We start from the raw sequence: 19,909 nt of genomic DNA, 5'->3' as shown, positions 1-19,909 counted from the left end.
ACTTTGGAGTTACATGGCAGATTCAAATCATAATTCTGGGCGTCGCCGTCTACTACACGGGGCTGCTGCAGCATGGCTACTGAGTGTCAGCCGGGTTGGATTTGCTGCTTCTTCACATATTATTGCCGTCAGGATTTGGCCCTCTTCAACCTATACCCGGGTAACGCTGGAATCCAATACACCACTTAAGTATCGTCAATTTGCGTTGACGAATCCGGACCGGATTGTGGTTGATATTGAAGGCGTGCATCTCAATAGCGTACTAAAAGAGATTACCAAGCAAGTTCAGTCTGGTGACCCTTACCTCAAGCAGGCGCGGGTAGGGCAGTTTGATAAAAATACTGTTCGGCTGGTTTTGGAGTTGAAGCAAAGTATTAGCCCACAACTTTTTACTCTTAAACCTTTTGCTGAGTTTAGGAATCGTTTGGTGGTGGATCTTTATCCGCAAGAGGGGAAAACCTCGGCTGAAGATGATCCGTTGCTGGCACTATTAGAAGATTACAATAAAGGCAATGTGGAGCGCACTTTACCTGTAGAAGCACCCAAAGCAGGTAAAGCAGGGCGAGATAGGCCGATTGTTATCATGTTAGACCCAGGGCACGGCGGGGAAGATCCTGGGGCTATTGGCTATAATAAAACCCGTGAGAAAGATATTGTGTTGCAAATTGCCCGCAGATTGCAGGCTTTAATAAAGAAAGAATCGAATATGCGGGTATTTATGACTCGCAATGAAGATGTCTTTATTCCCTTGAAAGTGCGGGTGGCTAAAGCCCGTAAGCTCCGTGCGGATTTATTCATTTCAATCCATGCCGATGCCTTTACCAACCGGGCCGCTAAAGGTTCGTCGGTTTTTGCGTTATCGACCAAAGGGGCAACCAGTACCGCTGCGCGTTTTCTGGCGCAAACGCAGAATGAGTCAGACCAGATTGGTGGGGTGAGCAAGAGTGGTGATCGCTATCTTGACCATACCATGATTGATTTGCTGCAAACCGCAACTATCAATGACAGTCTGAAATTTGGTAAAGAAGTGCTGAATCGTATGGGGAAAATTAATAAACTCCACAAAAACCGTGTTGATCAAGCGGGTTTTGCCGTCTTGAAAGCGCCTGATATTCCATCAATTTTGGTGGAAACGGCATTTATCAGCAATTTGGAAGAAGAGAGAAAGTTACGAACCAGCCATTTTCAGCAGCAAGTGGCTGAGTCCATCTTTGCCGGTATCAAAGCTTATTTTGCTAATGGTGGGGCGATGGCCCGACTTTAATGCACCCGTCATACTTCAAGCTGCATGTGCGTTGGCTGTCTTCGTTCACCCCAGTCACTTACTTGTGTAAGCTCTTGGGGATTCGCTCAGTTACCGCCTTCCTGCAACTCGAACTATTTAGGGTGTAGATCATTAATTGATAAGCAGCAGATGAGTATACAGCAGGGGCTGAATAGCTCTTGCTTTGGGGCATTCAAATACTAGAAACAAAAAAACACCCTTAAGGGTGTCTGATGGCGATATGAAATGATTAAGAATTGGTTGCGGGGGCCGGATTTGAACCGACGACCTTCGGGTTATGAGCCCGACGAGCTACCAGGCTGCTCCACCCCGCGTCCGTCTTAATACTTTTCTATCTGACTTAATCATGTAATTGGTTGCGGGGGCCGGATTTGAACCGACGACCTTCGGGTTATGAGCCCGACGAGCTACCAGGCTGCTCCACCCCGCGTCCGTCATTACATTTTTACTGCTTTACTACTTAACTAGCATTCTACCTAATTCATCTTAACTTTCAAGACTATCGGACAATGATTGATACTGCTGGTAGCCAGTATCGTTTGGTTGCGGGGGCCGGATTTGAACCGACGACCTTCGGGTTATGAGCCCGACGAGCTACCAGGCTGCTCCACCCCGCGTCCGATTGAGCGCACTATACTCTGGATGAGATCTGTTGCAAGTAGTTTTGCCACTTAATTAGGGTAAATAGGTTTTTTCGATTAATTTATCAACTATCTGTTTCCTTTTTCCCCACAATGGTGTCAGGGGATTTTTTTCTGCATGCTGATTCCTTTATCTATAGGCGTTTGTTATCGTTCGCCGGTAGATAAAATCCGGTAGATAAAAGTAAGTAAGAGAAGAGAAGGCGTGAAATGACAAGTCGTTGGGGCAAATACCTACTGAGTGGAATAATGATTGCTGTTTTGGCTGGTTGCCAATCCCGGCCAACCGATCGTGGGCAGCAATATAAAGATGGGCGTCTGGAGCATCCACTAGAGTTGGTGAATGAACCACACGCAACAGGTAAGCCAGTCAACGCCAAAGATTTTTCTGATCAGGTGAAAGTGATTAACCAATCTTCACCAGGTCTGTATAACCGCAACAGCAGCACCTTTAATGCGGTTGAAAACTGGATGTTAGCCGGGGCAGATACCAGTAAGTTAAGTCTGTTTGGTCTGAATGCCTATCAGATGGAAGGGGTGGATAATTTCGGTAATGTACAATTTACCGGTTACTACACGCCGGTACTGCAAGCCCGCTATACACGACAAGGCGAATTCCGCCATCCACTTTATCGTATGCCTGCTAAAGGAAAGCGCCGTCTACCCGATCGCGCGGCGATATATTCAGGTGCATTGGATAACAACAATTTAATTATCGCGTACACCAATTCGTTGGTAGATAATTTTATGATGGAAGTGCAGGGGAGCGGTTATATTGACTATGGTGATGGGCGGCCACTGACTTTCTTCGGGTATGCGGGTAAAAATGGGCATGCTTACCGCAGCATTGGCAAAGTGCTGATTGACCGCGGTGAAGTCGCCAGAGCGGATATGTCGATGCAAGCTATCCGCCATTGGGCTGAAACTCACAGCGAAGCTGAGGTCAGAGAGTTATTAGAGCAGAATCCGTCCTTTGTCTTCTTCAAACCGGAAATGTATGCGCCGGTGAAAGGGGCCAGTGCGGTTCCATTGATTGCCAAAGCTTCGGTTGCCTCTGATCGTTCACTGATTCCACCGGGTACCACACTGTTAGCGGAAGTCCCCTTATTGGATAATCAAGGTAAATTCACTGGCCACTATCAGATGCGTTTGATGGTGGCGCTGGATGTGGGTGGCGCAATTAAAGGCCAGCATTTTGATATCTATCAAGGGATTGGGCATGAAGCCGGTCAAGCCGCTGGTTTCTACAACCATTATGGACGTGTTTGGGTGTTAAAAAATGCGCAAAGTAATGGGCCGCTATTTACCGCTTATCAAGGGGAGAAAACGGCCTCTCCATCCGGTAATGGCTCTTCGCTGTTAGTGAAGAATCAGGGCCAATAAGCTAGCGGTGATGTAACCTATTCAACCCTTTCTCTGGCGGCCAATTGGCCGCTTTTGTATTCGTATTATTTTTCCAGGCTATAAAGGTAATAAGTTATGAAGGTAACAAGTCGATGAGCACCGCCTATTCAGAAGCTTACCAACAGCGATTTGGTGGTATTGCTCGCCTTTATGGGCAGCAGGCACTCACACTTTTTTCGCAGGCGCATATTTGTGTCATCGGTATTGGCGGCGTGGGTTCATGGGCGGCCGAAGCACTGGCGCGTACTGGGATTGGTGCGATTACATTAATTGATATGGATGATGTTTGCGTCACGAATACCAATCGCCAGATTCATGCTTTACGGAGCAATGTCGGACAGGCTAAAACAGAAGTCATGGCTGAACGTATTCTGGCTATCAATCCTGAATGCAAAGTGACGTGTGTTGATGATTTTATTACTGCGGATAATGTTGCGGAGCTTTTAGATAAAAACTTTAGCTATGTTATTGATGCCATTGATAGTGTTCGCCCCAAAGCCGCGCTGCTATCTTATTGTCGTCGGTATAAAATCCCGGTGGTGACGACGGGTGGCGCTGGTGGACAGATAGATCCAACTCGCATTGAGGTAGTGGATTTGGCGAAAACAATTCAAGACCCTTTAGCCGCGAAGTTACGTGAAAGACTGAAAAGTGATTTTAACGTGGTGAAAAACAGCAAAGGTAAGCTGGGGATTGACTGTGTTTTCTCCAGCGAACCCTTAGTTTACCCGCAGAGTGATGGTTCGGTGTGTGCATCGCGCAGCACTGCCGAGGGGCCAAAAAAGATGGATTGCACATCAGGTTTCGGCTCGGCCACCATGGTCACCGCGACTTTTGGTTTTGTTGCGGTGTCCCATGCATTGAAGAAAATGATGGCGAAAGCTGCCCGTCAGGGGCAGTCACTATCATGACACGTATTTAGCTGCAATCGCCTGCACACCTTGCGCCAGTGCTTGTAAACCGCTGGCGCGAGAGGTACTTAATTGTTGCCGTAACCCCAATTGGTCAAACAGGGCCAGGGGATTTTCTGCCAATATTTGTAGCGGCGTTTTACCTTCCACAGCTGTCAGAATAACAGCCAGCAACCCACGAACAATGCGCCCCTCGCTGTCACCGTAGAAATGTAAGCGCCCATCCGGCAAACACTCATGCCCCAACCACACCCGGTTTTCACATCCTGTCAATTCCAACTCATTTTGCTTTAATGATTCTGGTAATGGCGGGAGCTGCTTCGCCAGCAAGATTAACTGGCGGTAGCGATCTTCCCACTGTTGATGAGCACTGAATGTCTCAAGCAGAGTAGAGGCCGTAATATCGTGACCAAAGGGGTGTGGAGCAATCATTATTTTTTTCTCTTATTAGCGAAATTATCATCTACCAGTCGTTAATCTTGTAATAATTCCAGCGCCTTGGCGATCGCTGAACACAGCACTTCAACATCGTTTTCGGTATTATAAGGCGCAAATGAAGCACGCAAACTACCACTTACTGCCAGCGCCGCCATTAACGGTTGTGCGCAATGTTGGCCAGCCCGCAGCGCGATCCCTTGTTCGGCCAATAACGTCACTAAATCACTGTGGTGAACACCATCAAAAGTGAATGCTAGCAAGCTTGATTGCTGGCAACGAAAGCTACGGAAACCCGGTAATTGAGCCAGTTTATTCTCCGCTAAAGTCGCCAGTTTTTGGCTGTAAATTTCGGCCTCGTCCAGATCAATCTGTTCCAGCCAACTCAATACCGCCGATAAACCAATCACCCCCGCAATATTAGGTGTACCGGCTTCAAAGCGGTAAGGCACTTCATGGGGTATAAAACCGCCGAATGAGGCATGAGTTAGCATTTTACCGCCACCTTGCCAGGCGGGCATTTCTTTCAGCAGTTCAGATTTGCCATACAACACGCCAATACCGGTGGGGCCATATAGCTTGTGAGCAGAAAAAGCATAAAAATCAATATCAAGCGCTTGAACATCTGCCGGGCTATGAACAATTCCTTGTGCACCATCGACCATCACGATGCAGTCATGTTGATGGGCGAGTTCAATGGCTTCTGCTAATTGCGGGCTACCGCCTGTCACATTAGACATCTGGCCTAGCGCCAATATGCGGGTTTTATTGCTGAATAACTGAGGTAATAGTTGTAAGTCGGGCAGATGGTCGAGGCCGATGGGTAATTTAATGATTCTGGCACCCGTTTGTTCAGCAACCATAAGCCAGGGTATTAAATTGGCATGATGTTCTGCTTCGCTGACAATAATTTCATCCCCAGTCTGTAGGCGAGGGCGAGCATAACTTTGCGCTACCAGATTAATGGCTTCGGTTGTGCCGCGTGTCCAAACAATATTTTCTGCGTCCGGCGCATTAATAAAGTCGGCTACCTGCTGGCGGGTTTCTTCAAAACGAGCGGTCAATGACAATGCAGATTGATGTTGGCTGCGATGCACTGTCGCGGAATCTTGCTGATAAAACAACTGGGTAGCGTCAATCATGGCGCGCGGTTTCAGGGCCGTCGCTGCACTGTCCAGATAGATTATTTCATCGTTAATTGCCGGGAATTCCTGGCGAAAATCCGTTGGATTAAAAGACTTCATTCTGTTGTTTGTATCCTTTGGGTCACTTCGGAACTGTCTCATTTTAGCCACAACTAGCCGACTAATGGCCCTGATGGCTGGCAATATGACTCAAGAGGGTTATGCTAAATAATAACGGACATAACCATTTGTCTGGTAATGGAAACGATTTTTTTAGCATTTTAATCTGCAAGGAGTCACCCATGAAAAAGACAGCTGCCGTAATTTCTGCACTTATGCTCACTTTTACCTTAGCAGCCTGTTCAAGCAACTATGTTATGCACACTAATGATGGTCGCACTATCGTTGCTGATGGTAAACCTAAAGTAGATGATGACACTGGGATGATAAGCTACACCGATGCCAATGGCACCGAACAGCAAATTAATCGCTCAGAAGTCAAAGAAATGGCTGAGGGCAAGTAGTTAAGCCGCCAAGTTATTTTCGACAGAAATCTGATATGTCCTGGAGTCCTCTGCAACAACTTAAATTTAAGCTTAACTCTGCGCAATACAAAGTGGCGCTTACATTTAGGTTATTAACTTACATTTAGGTTCTTAAAAAGAAGTCAGTGCTGGGAATGGAGCAAAAAAAAGCACCGCAAAAATTGCGGTGCTGCATAAAATCACTATGGACAGACAGGGTAAATGTACAGGAAGTGAAAAAAAACAGTAGCTTAGCTACTATGTCTGGCACACCAGACCATTTGCAAACACAACATCACAACCACAAAGCCAAAAGCAATTCGGTACCTGGATACTAAATCTACTTTTCGTTCCGGCTTGGGAAGTGCCAACACTATAGGTATTTGCTGGCGCATCATCAACGGACAATTTATAATGTCTCGGATTACAAAAACTAATAAGTAAACAAAGGGTTTCATCTGAAGATGAGCCGTTATAAAAAAGTATCCAATTCATGTCAAAACGATTACCACCACTGAATGCCTTGCGGGTCTTTGATGCGGCCGCGCGTCACCTGAGTTTTACTAAAGCTGCTGATGAATTATTTGTCACGCAAGCGGCGGTTAGTCACCAGATAAAGTCACTGGAGGATTTCCTCGGGCTAAAACTGTTTCGTCGGCGTAACCGCTCTTTGCTGCTGACAGAAGAAGGACAGAGTTATTACCTCGACATCAAAGAGATTTTCACCTCCATCAATGAAGCCACTCGCAAATTGCAGGCACGCAGCGCCAAAGGTGCTCTGACTGTCAGTCTTCCCCCTAGTTTTGCTATTCAATGGTTGGTTCCCCGCCTTTCTGGATTCAATGCTGCTTATCCGGGTATTGATGTCAGGATCCAGGCAGTGGATCGGGAAGAGGATAAACTGGCTGATGATGTAGATGTGGCGATATTTTATGGTCGGGGAAATTGGACCGGTTTGCGCACTGAACGTCTGTATGCCGAATTCTTGCTTCCTGTTTGTGCGCCTAGCCTATTAATGGGCGATAATGGATTAAAAGTACCAGCAGATCTGGCTAATCATACCTTGTTGCATGATACTTCCCGCCGAGATTGGATGGCGTATACCCGTCAATTGGGTGTACCGCAGATTAATGTGCAGCAAGGCCCAATATTTAGTCACAGTGTAATGGTGGTTCAGGCCGCTGTTCATGGTCAAGGTATTGCGCTGGTGAATAATGTTATGGCGCAATCTGAGATTGAAGCCGGGCGGTTGGTGTGCCCGTTTAATGAAGTGCTGGTAAGTAAAAATGCTTTTTATCTGGTTTGTCATGACAGTCAGGCAGAACTGGGTAAAATAGCCGCCTTTCGTCAGTGGATACTGGCAAGAGCAGCTAGCGAACAGGAAAAGCTCCGTTTTCGCTACGACAACTAATTTTAATTATTACCAGGCGATATTAATTTAAGGTTAATGACGATGAATGGTCGTTTAATGCTGATATTTGCCGCTCTGAGCGGTTTTTTCTATGTTGCTTTCGGTGCCTTTGGGGCTCATGTATTGAGTGCCTCTTTGGGGGCGAATGAAATGGCTTGGATTCATACCGGGCTGGAGTATCAGGGGTTCCATACATTGGCTATCCTGGCACTCGCGGTTGCAATGCAACGGCAGATTAGTATTTGGTTTTACTGGAGTGGAGCCTTGTTAGCGCTCGGAACGCTACTCTTTAGTGGCAGTTTATACTGCCTGGCTCTATCACACCTGAAACTGTGGGTATATATCACGCCAGTGGGCGGAGTATGTTTTCTGGCGGGATGGATTTTGATGTTGATTGGCGCGCTGCGTCTAAGAAAAAGGGCAGAACGCCATGAATAATAAAATTGCTTTATATTGCCGCTCAGGTTTTGAGAAAGAGTGTGCGGCGGAAATTACCGCCAAAGCAGCACAGCTTGAAATCTTTGGTTTCGCGCGAGTAAAAGACAATAGCGGTTATGTGCTATTTGAATGCTATCAGTTAGAAGATGCAGATCGTCTGATTCGTGAAGTACCATTCCGCGAATTGATTTTCGCCCGTCAAATGATGGTCGTGGGCGAGTTATTGAAAGATTTACCGCCGGAAGATCGGGTATCGCCTATTGTTGGCATGTTGGTCGGTGTTGTCGAAAAAGCCGGTGAACTGCGAGTTGAAGTTGCTGACACTAATGAAAGCAAAGAGTTACTTAAGTTTTGCCGTAAGTTGACAGTGCCGCTGCGTAGCGCAATGCGTGAACAAAAAATTCTGTCTGTCCGCGAGAATGCACACCGGCCAGTGGTGCATGTGTTCTTTATTGCATCGGGCTGTTGTTATGTCGGTTATTCTTACAGTAACAATAACTCCCCGTTCTATATGGGGATTCCGCGCCTTAAGTTCCCATCAGACGCACCAAGTCGCTCAACTTTAAAGCTGGAAGAAGCTTTCCATGTATTTATTCCACAAGATGAATGGGAAGAGCGATTGGCCAGTGGTATGCATGCTGTTGATTTAGGTGCTTGCCCCGGAGGTTGGACTTATCAGCTAGTGCAACGCAGCATGATGGTTCAGGCCATTGATAATGGCTTGATGGCACAAAGTTTGATGGATACCGGGCAGGTTACGCATCATCGTGTTGATGGTTTTAAATATGAACCAACGCGCAGCAATATTTACTGGTTAGTGTGCGATATGGTGGAGAAACCGGCTAAAGTCACCCAACTTATTATCAAATGGTTGGTTAATGGTTGGTGCCGTGAGGCGATTTTTAACCTGAAATTACCGATGAAAAAACGTTTTGAAGTTGTTTCGGAGAATCTGGAAATGATTGATGAGCAGCTAAAAGAAAATGGCATCAATGCCCATATTCAGGCCAAACAACTCTATCATGACCGTGAAGAAGTGACGGTACATGTGCGCCGTATCTGGTCTGGCGCGCCGGGCCGCCGTGATGAGCGTTTTTAAATTTTAGTGATAGACCTGTATGTATTATGCACAAGGGGCCAATTGGCCCCTTTGTTTTTATGCTGATATCATCGATTCAAACGTAATTGCTGCAAATTGCCGCTTAATGGCAAATCAGTTTTTAGTGTCGCAATTTGCTTACAAATAAAAGCCATCTCTTGGTGCTGTTGCAACTTTTTGTGCCATTTCTCCGGCACTGAATCTAGCTCTTGATAGAGTTCTTCCAGATTACTGATTTGCTGCAATAACAGCGCGGCAGTTTTTGCTCCAATGCCGGCGACACCCGGAATTTTACTACTGCTGACCCCAGCAAGTCCCCAGTAATCAGGCAATTGGTGCGGTAACACACCAAATTCTTGTTTTACGAACGGCATATCCAGCCAGCGTTTTTGAAAGTAATCACGAATTTGTACATTCGGTGCTAACAGCTGGCAATAGCCTTTGTCGGTTGAAACAATAGTCACTTGATGCCCAGCCCCACCGATTTTTGTCGCCAATGTCGCAGCAAGGTCATCAGCTTCATTGCCCGGAGAGCTCCAGCAATCAACACCCAATGAATGGAATGCTTCACGGATTAGCGGCATTTCTTGTTGCAGATTGTCTGGCATCGGTGAGCGGCCCGCTTTGTAATCGGGCAAGAGTTGATGCCGCCAACTATCCGAGCGGTCATCTTCATCAAAAACGGCGACGGCGTGAGTTGGTTGGCTATGTGAAATCAGCTGTTGCAGTGCATGCTGACAAGCATTCACACAAGGTGAACCTTGCACCGCGTGAATGCGGCGAATCAGGTTAAGGGCGTCGACGATAAGAAGGTGAATTTGCATGGACTGTCTTAAAACCTATCCCGTGAGGGCTATTTTATTGGCCATTCTTTACTATAAAGAGCGAACCTGCAGGGATTCAAATAACTTTCAGGTAGCGCCAGCCGGGGGATCCTGCTCGCACTACCGGTGAAAGTTACTTATTTTTTAACTACAGATTTCATAGCAAGGTGTGTAGTCACTGCCCGGTAGCTTCATCCGTTGCTGGATAATAAAGCTTTGCAGCAATTGATCCATTTGCTTCATCAGTAGCGGGTCACCGTGCAATTTGAATGGCCCATGAGCTTCAATTGCATGAATCCCGACCTCTTTGACGTTACCCGCCACAATACCGGAGAAAGCACGGCGTAATGCTGCCGCTAGCTTCTCTGGGGCTTGATTATGGGATAAGTCCAGATTCGCCATATTTTCATGGTTTGGCTCGAAAGGATGCTGTAAATCTGGCTCGATACGAATAGACCAGTTAAAGCTATAAGCATCCCCGGTATTACGGCGATTCTCTTTCACCAATGGCATTGCTTTCTTCATTTGACGCGCGACTTCATCGGGGTCATCAATAATTATTTGGTAGTATTTACGTGCTTCATCACCCAGCGTGTTCATGATGAACTCGTCCACGACCCTGAAATAATCCGCACTCTCTTTAGGCCCCGTCAGGATCAGGGGTAAAACCTGCTCCTTATTATGCGGGTTCATCAGAATACCTAATAAATAAAGCAATTCTTCTGCTGTCCCCACACCGCCAGGGAAAATAATAATGCCATGGGCGATACGGACGAAAGCTTCTAGCCGTTTTTCAATGTCTGGCATGATAATCAGCTCATTGACTAATGGGTTTGGCGGCTCTGCAGCAATGATTGACGGCTCGGTCATCCCGATAAAGCGGCCTTGTCTGTAGCGTTGTTGGGCATGGCCAACAGCGGCGCCTTTCATCGGTGCTTCCATCGCCCCTGGCCCACAGCCGGTGCAGATATTCAATTCACGCAAACCCAATTGGCTGCCAACTTTACGGGCATACAAGTATTCGGTTTCATTGATTGAATGGCCGCCCCAGCACACAATCATATTTGGATCTTCATCAAGATGTAGGGCACGGGCATTACGCAAAATTGAAAAGACCAGGTTGGTCAAATGGCTGGAGCTTTCCATATTGAGATGTTGGAAACGCCCAGCATTGACGATTTGACCATTCACAAACAAGATGTCACGCAACACCGCAAACAGGTTTGCTTGCAAAGAGCGGATAATTTTACCATCAACAAAAGCATGCTCTGGTGGGTTAACCAGTTCGAGTTTTACACCGCGTTCGCGGCGAAGCACATTGATATCAAAGGTTTCATAGCGAGATAAAAGCTCTTTGCTGTTATCGGTCAGGCTGCCTGAATTGAGAACAGCTAATGAGCAATTGCGAAATAAACGGTACAGATCACTGCTGGCTGTACGCTTGAGCATATCCACTTCGAGCTGTGATAACAGATCCATTGAACCGAGTGGACTGACATGTGTAATCAAAGTTACTCCTTTACACCCTTGAGGGTGGTAGTGCCTGTGTATCAGAGTGTTGCTTTCTGTTTTCCGTGGAATATCAGAGGCCACTAAGTATTCATTACTGATTCTTATACTAAAAATAGCATGAGGAACCTATAAATAACCTTAACGTTGTCGCTCATTTTTTGCCAATACTAACGTACAACCGGTGATAAAGTTGCGCATCTGTACGCATTTATTGCCGTGCCAGGCGGCCAGTTGATGGCACAAAATCAGTATTGGAACGCCAGGGATTAATATCCAGCCCGCCGCGACGGGTATAGCGCGCATAAACTGATAATGTTTCTGGCTGACAGAAATGCATAATGTCATTGAAAATACGCTCGACGCACTGTTCGTGGAACTCATTATGATGGCGGAAAGAGACCAGATAGCGCAGTAGGGCTTCCCGGTTAATCTGTGGGCCGCTGTAGCTGATTTGGACTGAACCCCAATCTGGTTGGTGGGTTATCAAGCAGTTGGACTTAAGCAAGTGGCTGACCAGGTTTTCTTCCACGTGGTTTTTACCCGCTGCACCTTGCAGATAATCGGCACTGAACTCATAGCTATCAATGCGAATATCTTGCTCGTCCAGACATTCCCCCGTGAAATTGGCAATCGGTTGATGTGTTATTTCATCTAGCCGGTATAGCCTGACATTCACATCTCCTTGAGCACAGGCGGATAAATCCTGTTGCAAAGTTGTTCGTACATTTTCCCAGTCAGTAAACGTGGTTTGGTTAAAACTGTTGAGATAAAGTTTGAAACTCTTTGATTCAATGAGATTAACGCTATCAGCATTTAGGCTAATTTCACCCACAGCAACTTGTGGTAAGCCCTTACTGTTTAGCCACGACAGCTCATACAATGTCCAGATATCCGCGCCATGAAAGGGCAGATTATCAGGATATAAACCGAGGGGTTCGCGGTTCATACTGCGTGGTACGGCCTGCAATAAGGTTACGTCATAGTGGTCGCGATATGCAGTAGGTTTGCCTAGCGTCAGTTCCGCCAGAGCTTCGTGGTCTTGATATGAAGACATGCTGTTCCCATGATGAGAGAAAGGTACAATAGCTGTAGTTTATCAATTAATGCCGCGTTTAACTGCATTTCTGAGTGAGAGCTATGCCCTCCAGGGTGCAGAGCAAGCCGCCGCGATACAGAGAATAATAATGGACCAGAACGTTTCAACGGCACTCAAGGGTTTTACCCAGCGCTATATTGATTTATGGCAGCAGCAAACTGGGCGGCCACCTGCCAGTGAGGAACTTTATGGGGTTCCTTCTCCGTGTAATATAGAAACTGAGGATAATCAGGTATTTTGGTTACCACAGCCTTTTGTCACGGGTGCTAATCTCGCTAATATTGAACGGGCACTGGAGATTCAACTTCATCCCGATATTCATGAGTTTTATACCCAGCAATATGCCGGAGATATGAAAGCAGATTTAGGTGATCACCGCTTTACCTTGCTGCAAGTTTGGAGTGAAGATGACTTTATCCGTTTACAGGAGAATCTCATTGGTCATTTGGTGACACAAAAAAGGCTAAAACTCTCACCGACACTGTTTTTGGCGACAACAGAATCGGAAATGACCATGGCCTCATTGTGTAATGTTACTGGCAATGTGGTGTTAGAGGAGTTTGGTAGCGGAAAACGGACATTGTTGGCATCGACTCTCACTCATTTTCTGGATGCATTACGACCAGTATTTCCTGAATAAATAAATGGTTATTGTTTTTTCCAATACAGCCCGTGTGCGAGATCTCGCACACGGGCTGTGAGACATCACTTCTATTCATTTTATGTGAAATTATTGTGTCGGGTTTATCTTCAATAAAATCATTTCGTTATAAACATTCATTTTTTTATATATAAAAGCATCTCCTCATTATTCTGACGGTACCTTGTCTCTCTTTGTTGATTAAGCGATCCTTTACTTGCTGGATAGGATCTGGTCGAGAAGGACGGTATCGGGATGATGCCACTTCAGGATGAAGAATACAGGGACTGCTTAGGATGAGTGAAGGGATGTTTCAGGACGAAACAAAGGACACCTCCAGGATGGAGATTGAGAGCCAGTTCAGGATGATTGGTGGGTTAGGATAACTTCAGGATTAGCGCCGGGATGGTGTAGGACAACGCGACGGATTGCTGGTTAGGATAACCGCACGGAAAAGTTTTCAAGGATTGAGCAGGGAGCATCACTTTTAGCTGGATTGCTATGAAACGAATAGAGGGGTACTGGTAAAACAGTACCCCTTTTTTTATCTGTATCTTGTTCAACCTATTCCTATCGTTTAGGGGGTATTTGGGCATCTTCTTCTTCAATGGTATGCTTGGCCGCCGTTGAACCAGCCCGGTGAATAGTTATTTTTTGGTTGAGAGCATAATCATGAATACAGAAAATCAGGTGCGCCAGAGCCTACAAAATATCGAGCTTGCCATGCGGGCAATTGACCTTTGGCAATCTGTTCCACCGTTAGTCGAGGCTTTTGAAAGTAATGAGCCTTTCAGCATTGATACCATGGATGCTGAGCAGTGGTTGCAATGGGTACTTATTCCTCGGATGTATGCATTGCTGGAATCGAAAGGGCCACTCCCTACTCGTTTTGCCATTACACCCTACTTTGAAGAGGCGCTGAGTGGTGAGGGCCGTCCAGATTGCACCTTACTGCTGGTTGAATTACAGCGCCTCGATGACCTGCTGAATAAAGAAAGTCACTAATGTTGGAAATACTTTATCAAGATGAACATATAGTTGCGGTCAATAAACCGGCTGGCTGGCTTGTCCACCGCAGTTGGTTGGATAGCAACGAAACTGTATTTGTAATGCAAACAGTACGCGACCAGATTGGCCAGCATGTTTATACCGTCCATCGACTGGATCGCCCGACATCAGGTGTGTTGCTGATGGCGCTGTCCAGTGATGTGGCCCGTGCCCTTTCATTACAATTTGAGCAGCATCAAATTCAGAAAACATATCATGCGGTTGTACGTGGATATGTACTGGAAGATGGCACGATTGATTACGAGATGACCGAAGAGTTAGACAAAATTGCGGATAAATTTGCCCGGCCAGATAAAGCCCCGCAGCCTTCGGTTACCCATTATCACGCACTGGCTCAAGTGGAAGTTCCCATTGCCATTGGGCGCTATGACACTGCGCGCTTTAGTTTAATGGAATTAAAGCCAGAAACAGGGCGTAAACACCAGCTACGGCGGCATATGGCGCACATTCGCCACCCTATCATCGGTGACAGCACCCATGGCGATTTACGCCAAAATCGTGGAATTGCTGAGCATTTTGATTGTTCACGGCTCATGCTTCATGCCAGCCATTTGCATCTGAATCACCCTGTCACCGGAGAGCCACTCAATTTGACCGCGCGTTGGGATGATTCCTGGCAACAGCTGATGTCACATTTTGGCTGGCGGGGTATTACCCCTCATCTTGAAAGGGTTGAGTTTCCAGCAACTGCAGGTCAGGATAGTGCGTAATTTTTCTCGTTAAAAGGAAATATTTTTTATGGCTCAGGTCGGGATTTTTGTCGGCACGGTCTACGGTAACGCGCTATTAGTTGCGGAAGAAGCTGAAAATATACTGAAAAAACAGGGGCATGAGGTCAAAGTGTTCGATGAGGGCACTTTAGAGGCCTGGCAGTATTATCGTCAACATTATGCGCTGGTGGTGACCTCGACAACCGGGCAGGGGGATTTCCCTGACAGTATTGCTTCGCTCTTTGCCGCTGTGCGCGATCAAGTTGGCTTCCAGCCAGAGTTACGCTATGGCGTGATTGCGTTGGGTGACAGCAGCTATGATAGCTTCTGTGGTGCCGGGCGTGCATTTGATGAATTGCTGCAAGAGCAGGGTGCTACGAGAATTGGCGAAAGGCTGGAGATTGATGCCACCGAACACCCAGAGCCAGAGGTGGTTTCAGCTTCGTGGGTAGAGCAGTGGGGCCGCCTACTTCAATAACTATTTATTTCAATAACTATACCCGCCATACTTCAAGCTGCATGTGCGTTGGCCGCTTTTCCGCAACTCGAATTATTTAGGGTATATATCTCTATCCGTGAAATTGCAGGTGAGAGCGATGTTTATTCACCTGCAACTCCAGTGACTTTAGCAATATTAAAAACCAGATTTAGCGGCCGTTGGTCAGTTTTTCCAGGTCAGCTTCAATTTCAGCAATCTTATTGGTCACTACACTCTCTAAATGACGCAAGTCATCTAGAATTTTACGTTTCAAATCAACTTCAACTTGATCGCGCTTGCACAGTTGATCAAGCTCATCAATGACATAGCGTAGATTTGGGTTGATTTCATTGATTTCTTTATAGCCATGACCAGCATTATCAGCAACCACAGTTTTGCGCTGGCGTGGGTATTTGAACTTCACACTCTTAGCAAAAAATTCACCTTTATCTTTGCGGAAGTAAATTTTCAGAATGTCGTTATTGGCCTCCTGACGCAGGCTATAGCGATCGACATCTTCTGGTTGTGTGATTCCTAAGCTTTTCAGATTGTCATACATAGCGCCACCTTTTTAGTTTTATCCCTTTCATATTTGGAATTGCTGGGGATTAGCTTGCGGTCTCCCTGTAAATGCCAATTACTTTAGGTCTATATTCCACAGATTATGATTATGACGGTAATTTTCGCCAAAAAATGTGATTAACTCACCAGGCAAAAAAATAGCGGGTAATTAGCCCGCTATCTTCAATCTTAGTCGATAGTGCGTAATAACTCATTAATGCCGACTTTTCCACGGGTTTTCGCATCGACTTTCTTCACGATGACCGCGCAGTACAGGCTGTAGCTACCGTCTTTTGATGGGAGATTACCTGAAACGACGACAGAGCCAGCGGGAACACGACCATAATGGATTTCGCCAGTTTCGCGGTCATAAATACGGGTGCTTTGACCAATGAAAACGCCCATAGAAATAACCGAGCCTTCTTCAACAATAACCCCTTCGACCACTTCTGAACGCGCGCCGACAAAGCAGTTGTCCTCGATAATGGTTGGGTTAGCTTGCAGTGGCTCCAATACGCCGCCAATGCCAACGCCGCCAGACAGATGAACATTCTTACCGATTTGTGCGCAAGAACCTACTGTTGCCCATGTGTCGACCATGGTGCCCTCATCAACAAAAGCACCGATATTAACGTAGGAAGGCATCAGTACAGTATTACGCGCAATGTATGCGCCTTTACGCACGGTTGCCGGAGGTACAACACGGAAACCTTCACGTTGGAAACGGGCTTCGTCATAGCCTGCAAACTTCATCGGGACTTTATCGTAGTAACGCGTTTCTGCGCCTTCCATGACTTGGTTGTCATTGATGCGGAAAGACAGCAGCACGGCTTTTTTTAGCCATTGGTGAGTGACCCACTGGCCATCAATCTTTTCTGCCACCCGCAGCGCGCCGGTATCCAGCAGATCAATCACGTGGTTAATCGCTTCGCGCGTTACGGTGTCAACATTTGCCGGGGTGATATCTGCACGGCGCTCGAAAGCGGTTTCAATAACGTTCTGTAGTTGCTGCATCCTGTTTTTTCCCATCGTAAGAAAAATTAATGACTAAAAAGATATTTGTATCACAGTTTATCGTTCGGATTGAGGGTATCTGTCAACCGTTGTGCTAATTCACGACGAGTTTCAATGCTTAAAGCACGGCGATCCTTATCTGCTAACACAAACAAATCCTCCACCCGCTCGCCGATTGTGGTGATACGCGCACTATGCAGTGATAGCCCTAAATCAGCAAAAATGTCACCAACACGCGCCAGTAAGCCCGGCTGGTCGAGCGCAATGAGTTCCAGATATGTCCGGCGTTCATTGTGCGTTGGCAAGAAGTTGGTTTCAGTCGGTACGCTGAAATGCCGTAATTTGGGTGATAACCGCCTGACACGTGGATGTTGGTAGTTTTGTCGCGTCATTGCTTGCTGCAAAGCATGGATGATAATAGGGTGTCGGTCTTGTGCCAATGGGCTGCCATCCGGCTCCAACACAATAAAAGTATCCATCGCCATGCCATCTCGATTAGTAAAAATCTGTGCGTCATGGACACTTAGGTTTCGGCGATCCAACTCACCGACAACAGCGGCAAACAATGACGGGCGATCAGGGCACCAAATAAAGATTTCAGTCCCACCCCGTGTGGCCTGACGGCTGACCAGCACCAGTGGTTTGGTTGAGTCATGCTCCAGTAAATGGCGGGCATGCCAGGCTAATTGATTGGGTGAATGGCGCAGGAAGTAATCTGCTCTACAGCGGCTCCAGATACGGTGCAGCGCTTCTTCATCAATATTATCCATGCGCAGCAATGCCAGCGCTTGTAGCCGATGATGGCGGACGCGCTCGCGTAAATCTGGGCTGTTTTGCATGCCGCGGCGCAGTTGCTTCTCTGTGGCGAAATAAAGTTCGCGCAACAAACTTTGTTTCCAGCTATTCCACAGGTTTTCATTGGTGGCACAAATATCGGCCACAGTCAGGCTGACTAAATAACGCAGGCGGGTTTCACTTTGCACTTCTGCTGAGAATTGCTGAATAACCGCCGGGTCTTGAATATCTCGGCGTTGAGCTGTAACTGACATTAATAGATGGCAACGGACTAGCCAGGCAACTAATTGGGCCTCGCGTGAGTTCAGCCCATGTTGCTCGGCAAATTCCAGCACATCGTGAGCGCCTAATATTGAATGGTCACCCCCTCGTCCTTTGGCGATATCGTGGAACAGTGCTGCAAGCAGCAGTAATTCAGGCTGAGGTAGGCGCGGATAAAGTTCGACACAAAGAGGGTGACGCGGGCGGGTTGTTTCATCGGCGAAACTTTCGAGTTTAAGTAACACTCGGATAGTGTGCTCGTCGACGGTATAAGCATGAAACAGGTCAAACTGCATCTGCCCGACAATACTGCCCCATTGCGGCATATAGGCCCATAGTACGCTGTGGCGATGCATAGGTAACAATGCCCGAGAAACCGCCCCTGGGTGGCGTAAAATGGCCATAAACAGCCTGCGGGCTTCAGGGATATTGCATAATGGCTGTTTCAGGTGCCGGCGGGCGTGGCGTAAACGGCGCACGGTAGTGGAGTAAATGCCCTTGATGTCCTGATTGCGCACCATGAGATAAAACATGCGCATTATAGCTTCAGGTTTATCAACAAAGAGATTTTCATCACGCAGATCAATTAAATCACCACGCAACTGAAACTCATCATCCAGTGGCCGTGGTTTCTCATTGGCATCCAGCGCTAAAATGGCTTCATCAAATAACTGCAACAGCATGTTATTCAGTTCGCTGACCCGGCGTGTCATGCGATAAAAATCTTTCATCATACGTTCGACCGGCTCATTACCTTCGCCCTGATATTGCAAAAGTTGAGCAACGCTCAGTTGGCGATCAAATAACAGGCGGTTGTCGTAGCGGTTCAGTACCAAATGTAAAGCAAAGCGGATGCGCCATAAAAAACTTTGGCTTTCAATCAGTTCGTTGCGCTCGGCTTTAGTGAGAAAACCAAAATCAACCATTTCACTTAAAGATGTGGCGCCAAAATGGCGGCGGGCAACCCACTGTAAAGTATGAATATCCCTTAAGCCGCCGGGGCTACTTTTGATATCTGGCTCGAGATTATAACTGGTGCCGTGATAGCGTTTATGCCGCTCTTGTTGCTCAACCTGCTTGGCATGGAAAAATTGGGGGGAGGGCCAGAAATTTTCGCTGAAAATATGTTTTTGCATCTGTAGGAACAGCGCGACATCGCCACAAATTAGACGCGATTCAATCATATTGGTGGCAACAGTGAGGTCGGCTAAACCTTCCAGCAAACACTCTTCCAGTGTGCGCACACTATGACCGACTTCCAGCTTCAAATCCCATAACAACGTAATTAATTGGCCGACTCGCGGAGCTTGTTCGTCGTTCAGGCGTTGTTTGGTCAGAATCAGGACATCGATATCAGATAATGGGTGCAATTCACCACGACCATAACCGCCGACGGCAACCAGCGCGGTTTCTGGCACATCATCAAAGCCATAGAATGTCCACAGTCGCCGCAACAAGCGGTCGATGTAATCACTGCGCGCAGCAATTAATGTCTCTGCACTGATTCCGCCATTGAATGCATCAGCCAACCAAGACTGGAAAGTCTCTAGCCGTTGCTTGAGTATCGGGCAATTCAGCTCGCTATCAAGATAGGTGGTCGGTGATGCGGGTTGCTCAGGAATGACCAGTGTGGGTATCAGCGATAGAGTATGCTCGGAGTGATTGTCAGACATATATT

At 46.8% G+C, this 19,909-nt stretch carries 19 protein-coding genes and 3 tRNA genes; 11 read left to right on the top strand and 11 right to left on the bottom strand.

Annotation, left to right across the window (positions count from 1 at the left end; all coding sequences use genetic code 11):
- The first annotated feature begins 13 nt into the window (after positions 1–13).
- The gene (gene amiC / locus OP863_RS15300; protein ID WP_038631209.1) at positions 14–1,264 is read left to right on the top strand and encodes an N-acetylmuramoyl-L-alanine amidase AmiC; all 1,251 of its coding nucleotides are present in this window, start codon (positions 14–16) and stop codon (positions 1,262–1,264) included.
- Positions 1,265–1,522: 258 nt separating this feature from the next.
- On the opposite strand, the gene OP863_RS15295 is transcribed toward amiC, so the two are convergent.
- The 3 genes from OP863_RS15295 to OP863_RS15285 all read right to left on the bottom strand — a co-directional run bounded on the left by OP863_RS15295 (position 1,523) and on the right by OP863_RS15285 (position 1,902).
- Positions 1,523–1,599: transfer RNA gene (locus OP863_RS15295), tRNA-Met, on the bottom strand.
- Between the two features lie 39 nt (positions 1,600–1,638).
- Positions 1,639–1,715, bottom strand: a tRNA-Met gene (locus tag OP863_RS15290).
- A gap of 110 nt (positions 1,716–1,825) precedes the next feature.
- A tRNA-Met gene (locus OP863_RS15285) sits at positions 1,826–1,902 on the bottom strand.
- 234 nt (positions 1,903–2,136) lie between these two features.
- Between OP863_RS15285 and mltA the strand changes: the two genes are divergently transcribed.
- Both mltA and tcdA read left to right on the top strand, forming a co-directional pair.
- Entirely contained in the window at positions 2,137–3,309 is a 1,173-nt protein-coding gene (gene mltA / locus OP863_RS15280) for a murein transglycosylase A (RefSeq protein ID WP_265525485.1), read from the top strand.
- Between the two features lie 113 nt (positions 3,310–3,422).
- Complete coding sequence (gene tcdA, locus OP863_RS15275; protein WP_145589210.1) at positions 3,423–4,241, top strand: tRNA cyclic N6-threonylcarbamoyladenosine(37) synthase TcdA; 819 nt, start codon at positions 3,423–3,425, stop codon at positions 4,239–4,241.
- Here the strand turns inward: tcdA and csdE are convergent.
- The gene (gene csdE, locus OP863_RS15270; protein WP_172667619.1) at positions 4,236–4,673 is read right to left on the bottom strand and encodes a cysteine desulfurase sulfur acceptor subunit CsdE; all 438 of its coding nucleotides are present in this window, start codon (positions 4,671–4,673) and stop codon (positions 4,236–4,238) included. The two genes, tcdA and csdE, sit on opposite strands and share 6 nt — an antisense overlap.
- Positions 4,674–4,714: 41 nt before the next feature.
- Positions 4,715–5,920, bottom strand: coding sequence for a cysteine desulfurase CsdA (csdA, locus tag OP863_RS15265; RefSeq protein ID WP_265525484.1), 1,206 nt, complete (start codon positions 5,918–5,920; stop codon positions 4,715–4,717).
- A 182-nt stretch (positions 5,921–6,102) separates the two neighbouring features.
- On the opposite strand from csdA, the gene OP863_RS15260 reads away from it, so the two are divergent.
- The 4 genes from OP863_RS15260 to rlmM all read left to right on the top strand — a co-directional run bounded on the left by OP863_RS15260 (position 6,103) and on the right by rlmM (position 9,272).
- Complete coding sequence (locus tag OP863_RS15260) at positions 6,103–6,324, top strand: YgdI/YgdR family lipoprotein (RefSeq protein ID WP_032820367.1); 222 nt, start codon at positions 6,103–6,105, stop codon at positions 6,322–6,324.
- 493 nt (positions 6,325–6,817) lie between these two features.
- Positions 6,818–7,735: a transcriptional regulator GcvA gene (locus OP863_RS15255; RefSeq protein WP_038631218.1), complete on the top strand. Its 918-nt coding sequence runs from the start codon at positions 6,818–6,820 to the stop codon at positions 7,733–7,735.
- A 42-nt stretch (positions 7,736–7,777) separates the two neighbouring features.
- Positions 7,778–8,173, top strand: a complete 396-nt coding sequence (locus OP863_RS15250; RefSeq protein WP_072076318.1) for a DUF423 domain-containing protein — start codon at positions 7,778–7,780, stop codon at positions 8,171–8,173.
- Positions 8,166–9,272, top strand: coding sequence for a 23S rRNA (cytidine(2498)-2'-O)-methyltransferase RlmM (rlmM, locus tag OP863_RS15245; protein ID WP_038631220.1), 1,107 nt, complete (start codon positions 8,166–8,168; stop codon positions 9,270–9,272). The genes OP863_RS15250 and rlmM overlap by 8 nt, the downstream gene beginning before the upstream one ends.
- A gap of 68 nt (positions 9,273–9,340) precedes the next feature.
- On the opposite strand, the gene xni is transcribed toward rlmM, so the two are convergent.
- The 3 genes from xni to queF all read right to left on the bottom strand — a co-directional run bounded on the left by xni (position 9,341) and on the right by queF (position 12,662).
- A complete protein-coding gene (gene xni, locus OP863_RS15240; RefSeq protein WP_265525483.1) occupies positions 9,341–10,096 on the bottom strand; it encodes a flap endonuclease Xni in 756 nt (251 codons plus the stop codon).
- A gap of 144 nt (positions 10,097–10,240) precedes the next feature.
- Complete coding sequence (gene ppnN / locus OP863_RS15235) at positions 10,241–11,605, bottom strand: nucleotide 5'-monophosphate nucleosidase PpnN (protein WP_145590983.1); 1,365 nt, start codon at positions 11,603–11,605, stop codon at positions 10,241–10,243.
- 211 nt (positions 11,606–11,816) lie between these two features.
- Positions 11,817–12,662 (bottom strand): NADPH-dependent 7-cyano-7-deazaguanine reductase QueF, encoded by an 846-nt coding sequence (queF, locus tag OP863_RS15230; RefSeq protein ID WP_038631227.1) that lies wholly within the window; start codon positions 12,660–12,662, stop codon positions 11,817–11,819.
- A gap of 130 nt (positions 12,663–12,792) precedes the next feature.
- On the opposite strand from queF, the gene syd reads away from it, so the two are divergent.
- The 4 genes from syd to OP863_RS15210 all read left to right on the top strand — a co-directional run bounded on the left by syd (position 12,793) and on the right by OP863_RS15210 (position 15,600).
- Positions 12,793–13,344, top strand: a complete 552-nt coding sequence (gene syd / locus OP863_RS15225; protein WP_038631229.1) for a SecY-interacting protein — start codon at positions 12,793–12,795, stop codon at positions 13,342–13,344.
- 672 nt (positions 13,345–14,016) lie between these two features.
- Entirely contained in the window at positions 14,017–14,349 is a 333-nt protein-coding gene (locus OP863_RS15220) for a YqcC family protein (protein WP_265525482.1), read from the top strand.
- Positions 14,349–15,122 (top strand): tRNA pseudouridine(65) synthase TruC, encoded by a 774-nt coding sequence (gene truC, locus OP863_RS15215; RefSeq protein ID WP_038631233.1) that lies wholly within the window; start codon positions 14,349–14,351, stop codon positions 15,120–15,122. Before OP863_RS15220 ends, truC begins: the two co-directional genes overlap by 1 nt.
- A 28-nt stretch (positions 15,123–15,150) precedes the next feature.
- Positions 15,151–15,600: a flavodoxin gene (locus OP863_RS15210; RefSeq protein WP_265525481.1), complete on the top strand. Its 450-nt coding sequence runs from the start codon at positions 15,151–15,153 to the stop codon at positions 15,598–15,600.
- A 169-nt stretch (positions 15,601–15,769) separates the two neighbouring features.
- Here OP863_RS15210 and OP863_RS15205 read toward each other — a convergent pair whose 3' ends face one another.
- The 3 genes from OP863_RS15205 to glnD all read right to left on the bottom strand — a co-directional run bounded on the left by OP863_RS15205 (position 15,770) and on the right by glnD (position 19,904).
- Entirely contained in the window at positions 15,770–16,159 is a 390-nt protein-coding gene (locus OP863_RS15205; protein WP_004391709.1) for a DUF3461 family protein, read from the bottom strand.
- Between the two features lie 191 nt (positions 16,160–16,350).
- Positions 16,351–17,175, bottom strand: a complete 825-nt coding sequence (gene dapD / locus OP863_RS15200; protein WP_050113922.1) for a 2,3,4,5-tetrahydropyridine-2,6-dicarboxylate N-succinyltransferase — start codon at positions 17,173–17,175, stop codon at positions 16,351–16,353.
- 50 nt (positions 17,176–17,225) lie between these two features.
- Positions 17,226–19,904 (bottom strand): bifunctional uridylyltransferase/uridylyl-removing protein GlnD, encoded by a 2,679-nt coding sequence (gene glnD, locus OP863_RS15195; RefSeq protein WP_145589206.1) that lies wholly within the window; start codon positions 19,902–19,904, stop codon positions 17,226–17,228.
- Positions 19,905–19,909: the final 5 nt, after the last annotated feature.

This window comes from Yersinia sp. SCPM-O-B-9106 (C-191), assembly GCF_026183365.1.
GTDB classification, from domain to species: Bacteria; Pseudomonadota; Gammaproteobacteria; order Enterobacterales; family Enterobacteriaceae; genus Yersinia; species Yersinia rochesterensis.
Note: the sequence above shows the minus strand (reverse complement) of the source record. Positions and strands in the feature narration are given on the sequence as shown.

What these genes read in the sequence shown, in the direction of transcription:
- amiC (WP_038631209.1), top strand. Translation starts at nt 14, where the DNA reads ATGGCAGATTCAAATCATAATTCTGGGCGTCGCCGTCTACTACACGGG.
- mltA (WP_265525485.1), top strand. Translation starts at nt 2,137, where the DNA reads ATGACAAGTCGTTGGGGCAAATACCTACTGAGTGGAATAATGATTGCT.
- tcdA (WP_145589210.1), top strand. Translation starts at nt 3,423, where the DNA reads ATGAGCACCGCCTATTCAGAAGCTTACCAACAGCGATTTGGTGGTATT.
- csdE (WP_172667619.1), bottom strand. Translation starts at nt 4,673, where the DNA reads ATGATTGCTCCACACCCCTTTGGTCACGATATTACGGCCTCTACTCTG.
- csdA (WP_265525484.1), bottom strand. Translation starts at nt 5,920, where the DNA reads ATGAAGTCTTTTAATCCAACGGATTTTCGCCAGGAATTCCCGGCAATT.
- OP863_RS15260 (WP_032820367.1), top strand. Translation starts at nt 6,103, where the DNA reads ATGAAAAAGACAGCTGCCGTAATTTCTGCACTTATGCTCACTTTTACC.
- OP863_RS15255 (WP_038631218.1), top strand. Translation starts at nt 6,818, where the DNA reads ATGTCAAAACGATTACCACCACTGAATGCCTTGCGGGTCTTTGATGCG.
- OP863_RS15250 (WP_072076318.1), top strand. Translation starts at nt 7,778, where the DNA reads ATGAATGGTCGTTTAATGCTGATATTTGCCGCTCTGAGCGGTTTTTTC.
- rlmM (WP_038631220.1), top strand. Translation starts at nt 8,166, where the DNA reads ATGAATAATAAAATTGCTTTATATTGCCGCTCAGGTTTTGAGAAAGAG.
- xni (WP_265525483.1), bottom strand. Translation starts at nt 10,096, where the DNA reads ATGCAAATTCACCTTCTTATCGTCGACGCCCTTAACCTGATTCGCCGC.
- queF (WP_038631227.1), bottom strand. Translation starts at nt 12,662, where the DNA reads ATGTCTTCATATCAAGACCACGAAGCTCTGGCGGAACTGACGCTAGGC.
- syd (WP_038631229.1), top strand. Translation starts at nt 12,793, where the DNA reads ATGGACCAGAACGTTTCAACGGCACTCAAGGGTTTTACCCAGCGCTAT.
- OP863_RS15220 (WP_265525482.1), top strand. Translation starts at nt 14,017, where the DNA reads ATGAATACAGAAAATCAGGTGCGCCAGAGCCTACAAAATATCGAGCTT.
- truC (WP_038631233.1), top strand. Translation starts at nt 14,349, where the DNA reads ATGTTGGAAATACTTTATCAAGATGAACATATAGTTGCGGTCAATAAA.
- OP863_RS15210 (WP_265525481.1), top strand. Translation starts at nt 15,151, where the DNA reads ATGGCTCAGGTCGGGATTTTTGTCGGCACGGTCTACGGTAACGCGCTA.
- OP863_RS15205 (WP_004391709.1), bottom strand. Translation starts at nt 16,159, where the DNA reads ATGTATGACAATCTGAAAAGCTTAGGAATCACACAACCAGAAGATGTC.
- dapD (WP_050113922.1), bottom strand. Translation starts at nt 17,175, where the DNA reads ATGCAGCAACTACAGAACGTTATTGAAACCGCTTTCGAGCGCCGTGCA.
- glnD (WP_145589206.1), bottom strand. Translation starts at nt 19,904, where the DNA reads ATGTCTGACAATCACTCCGAGCATACTCTATCGCTGATACCCACACTG.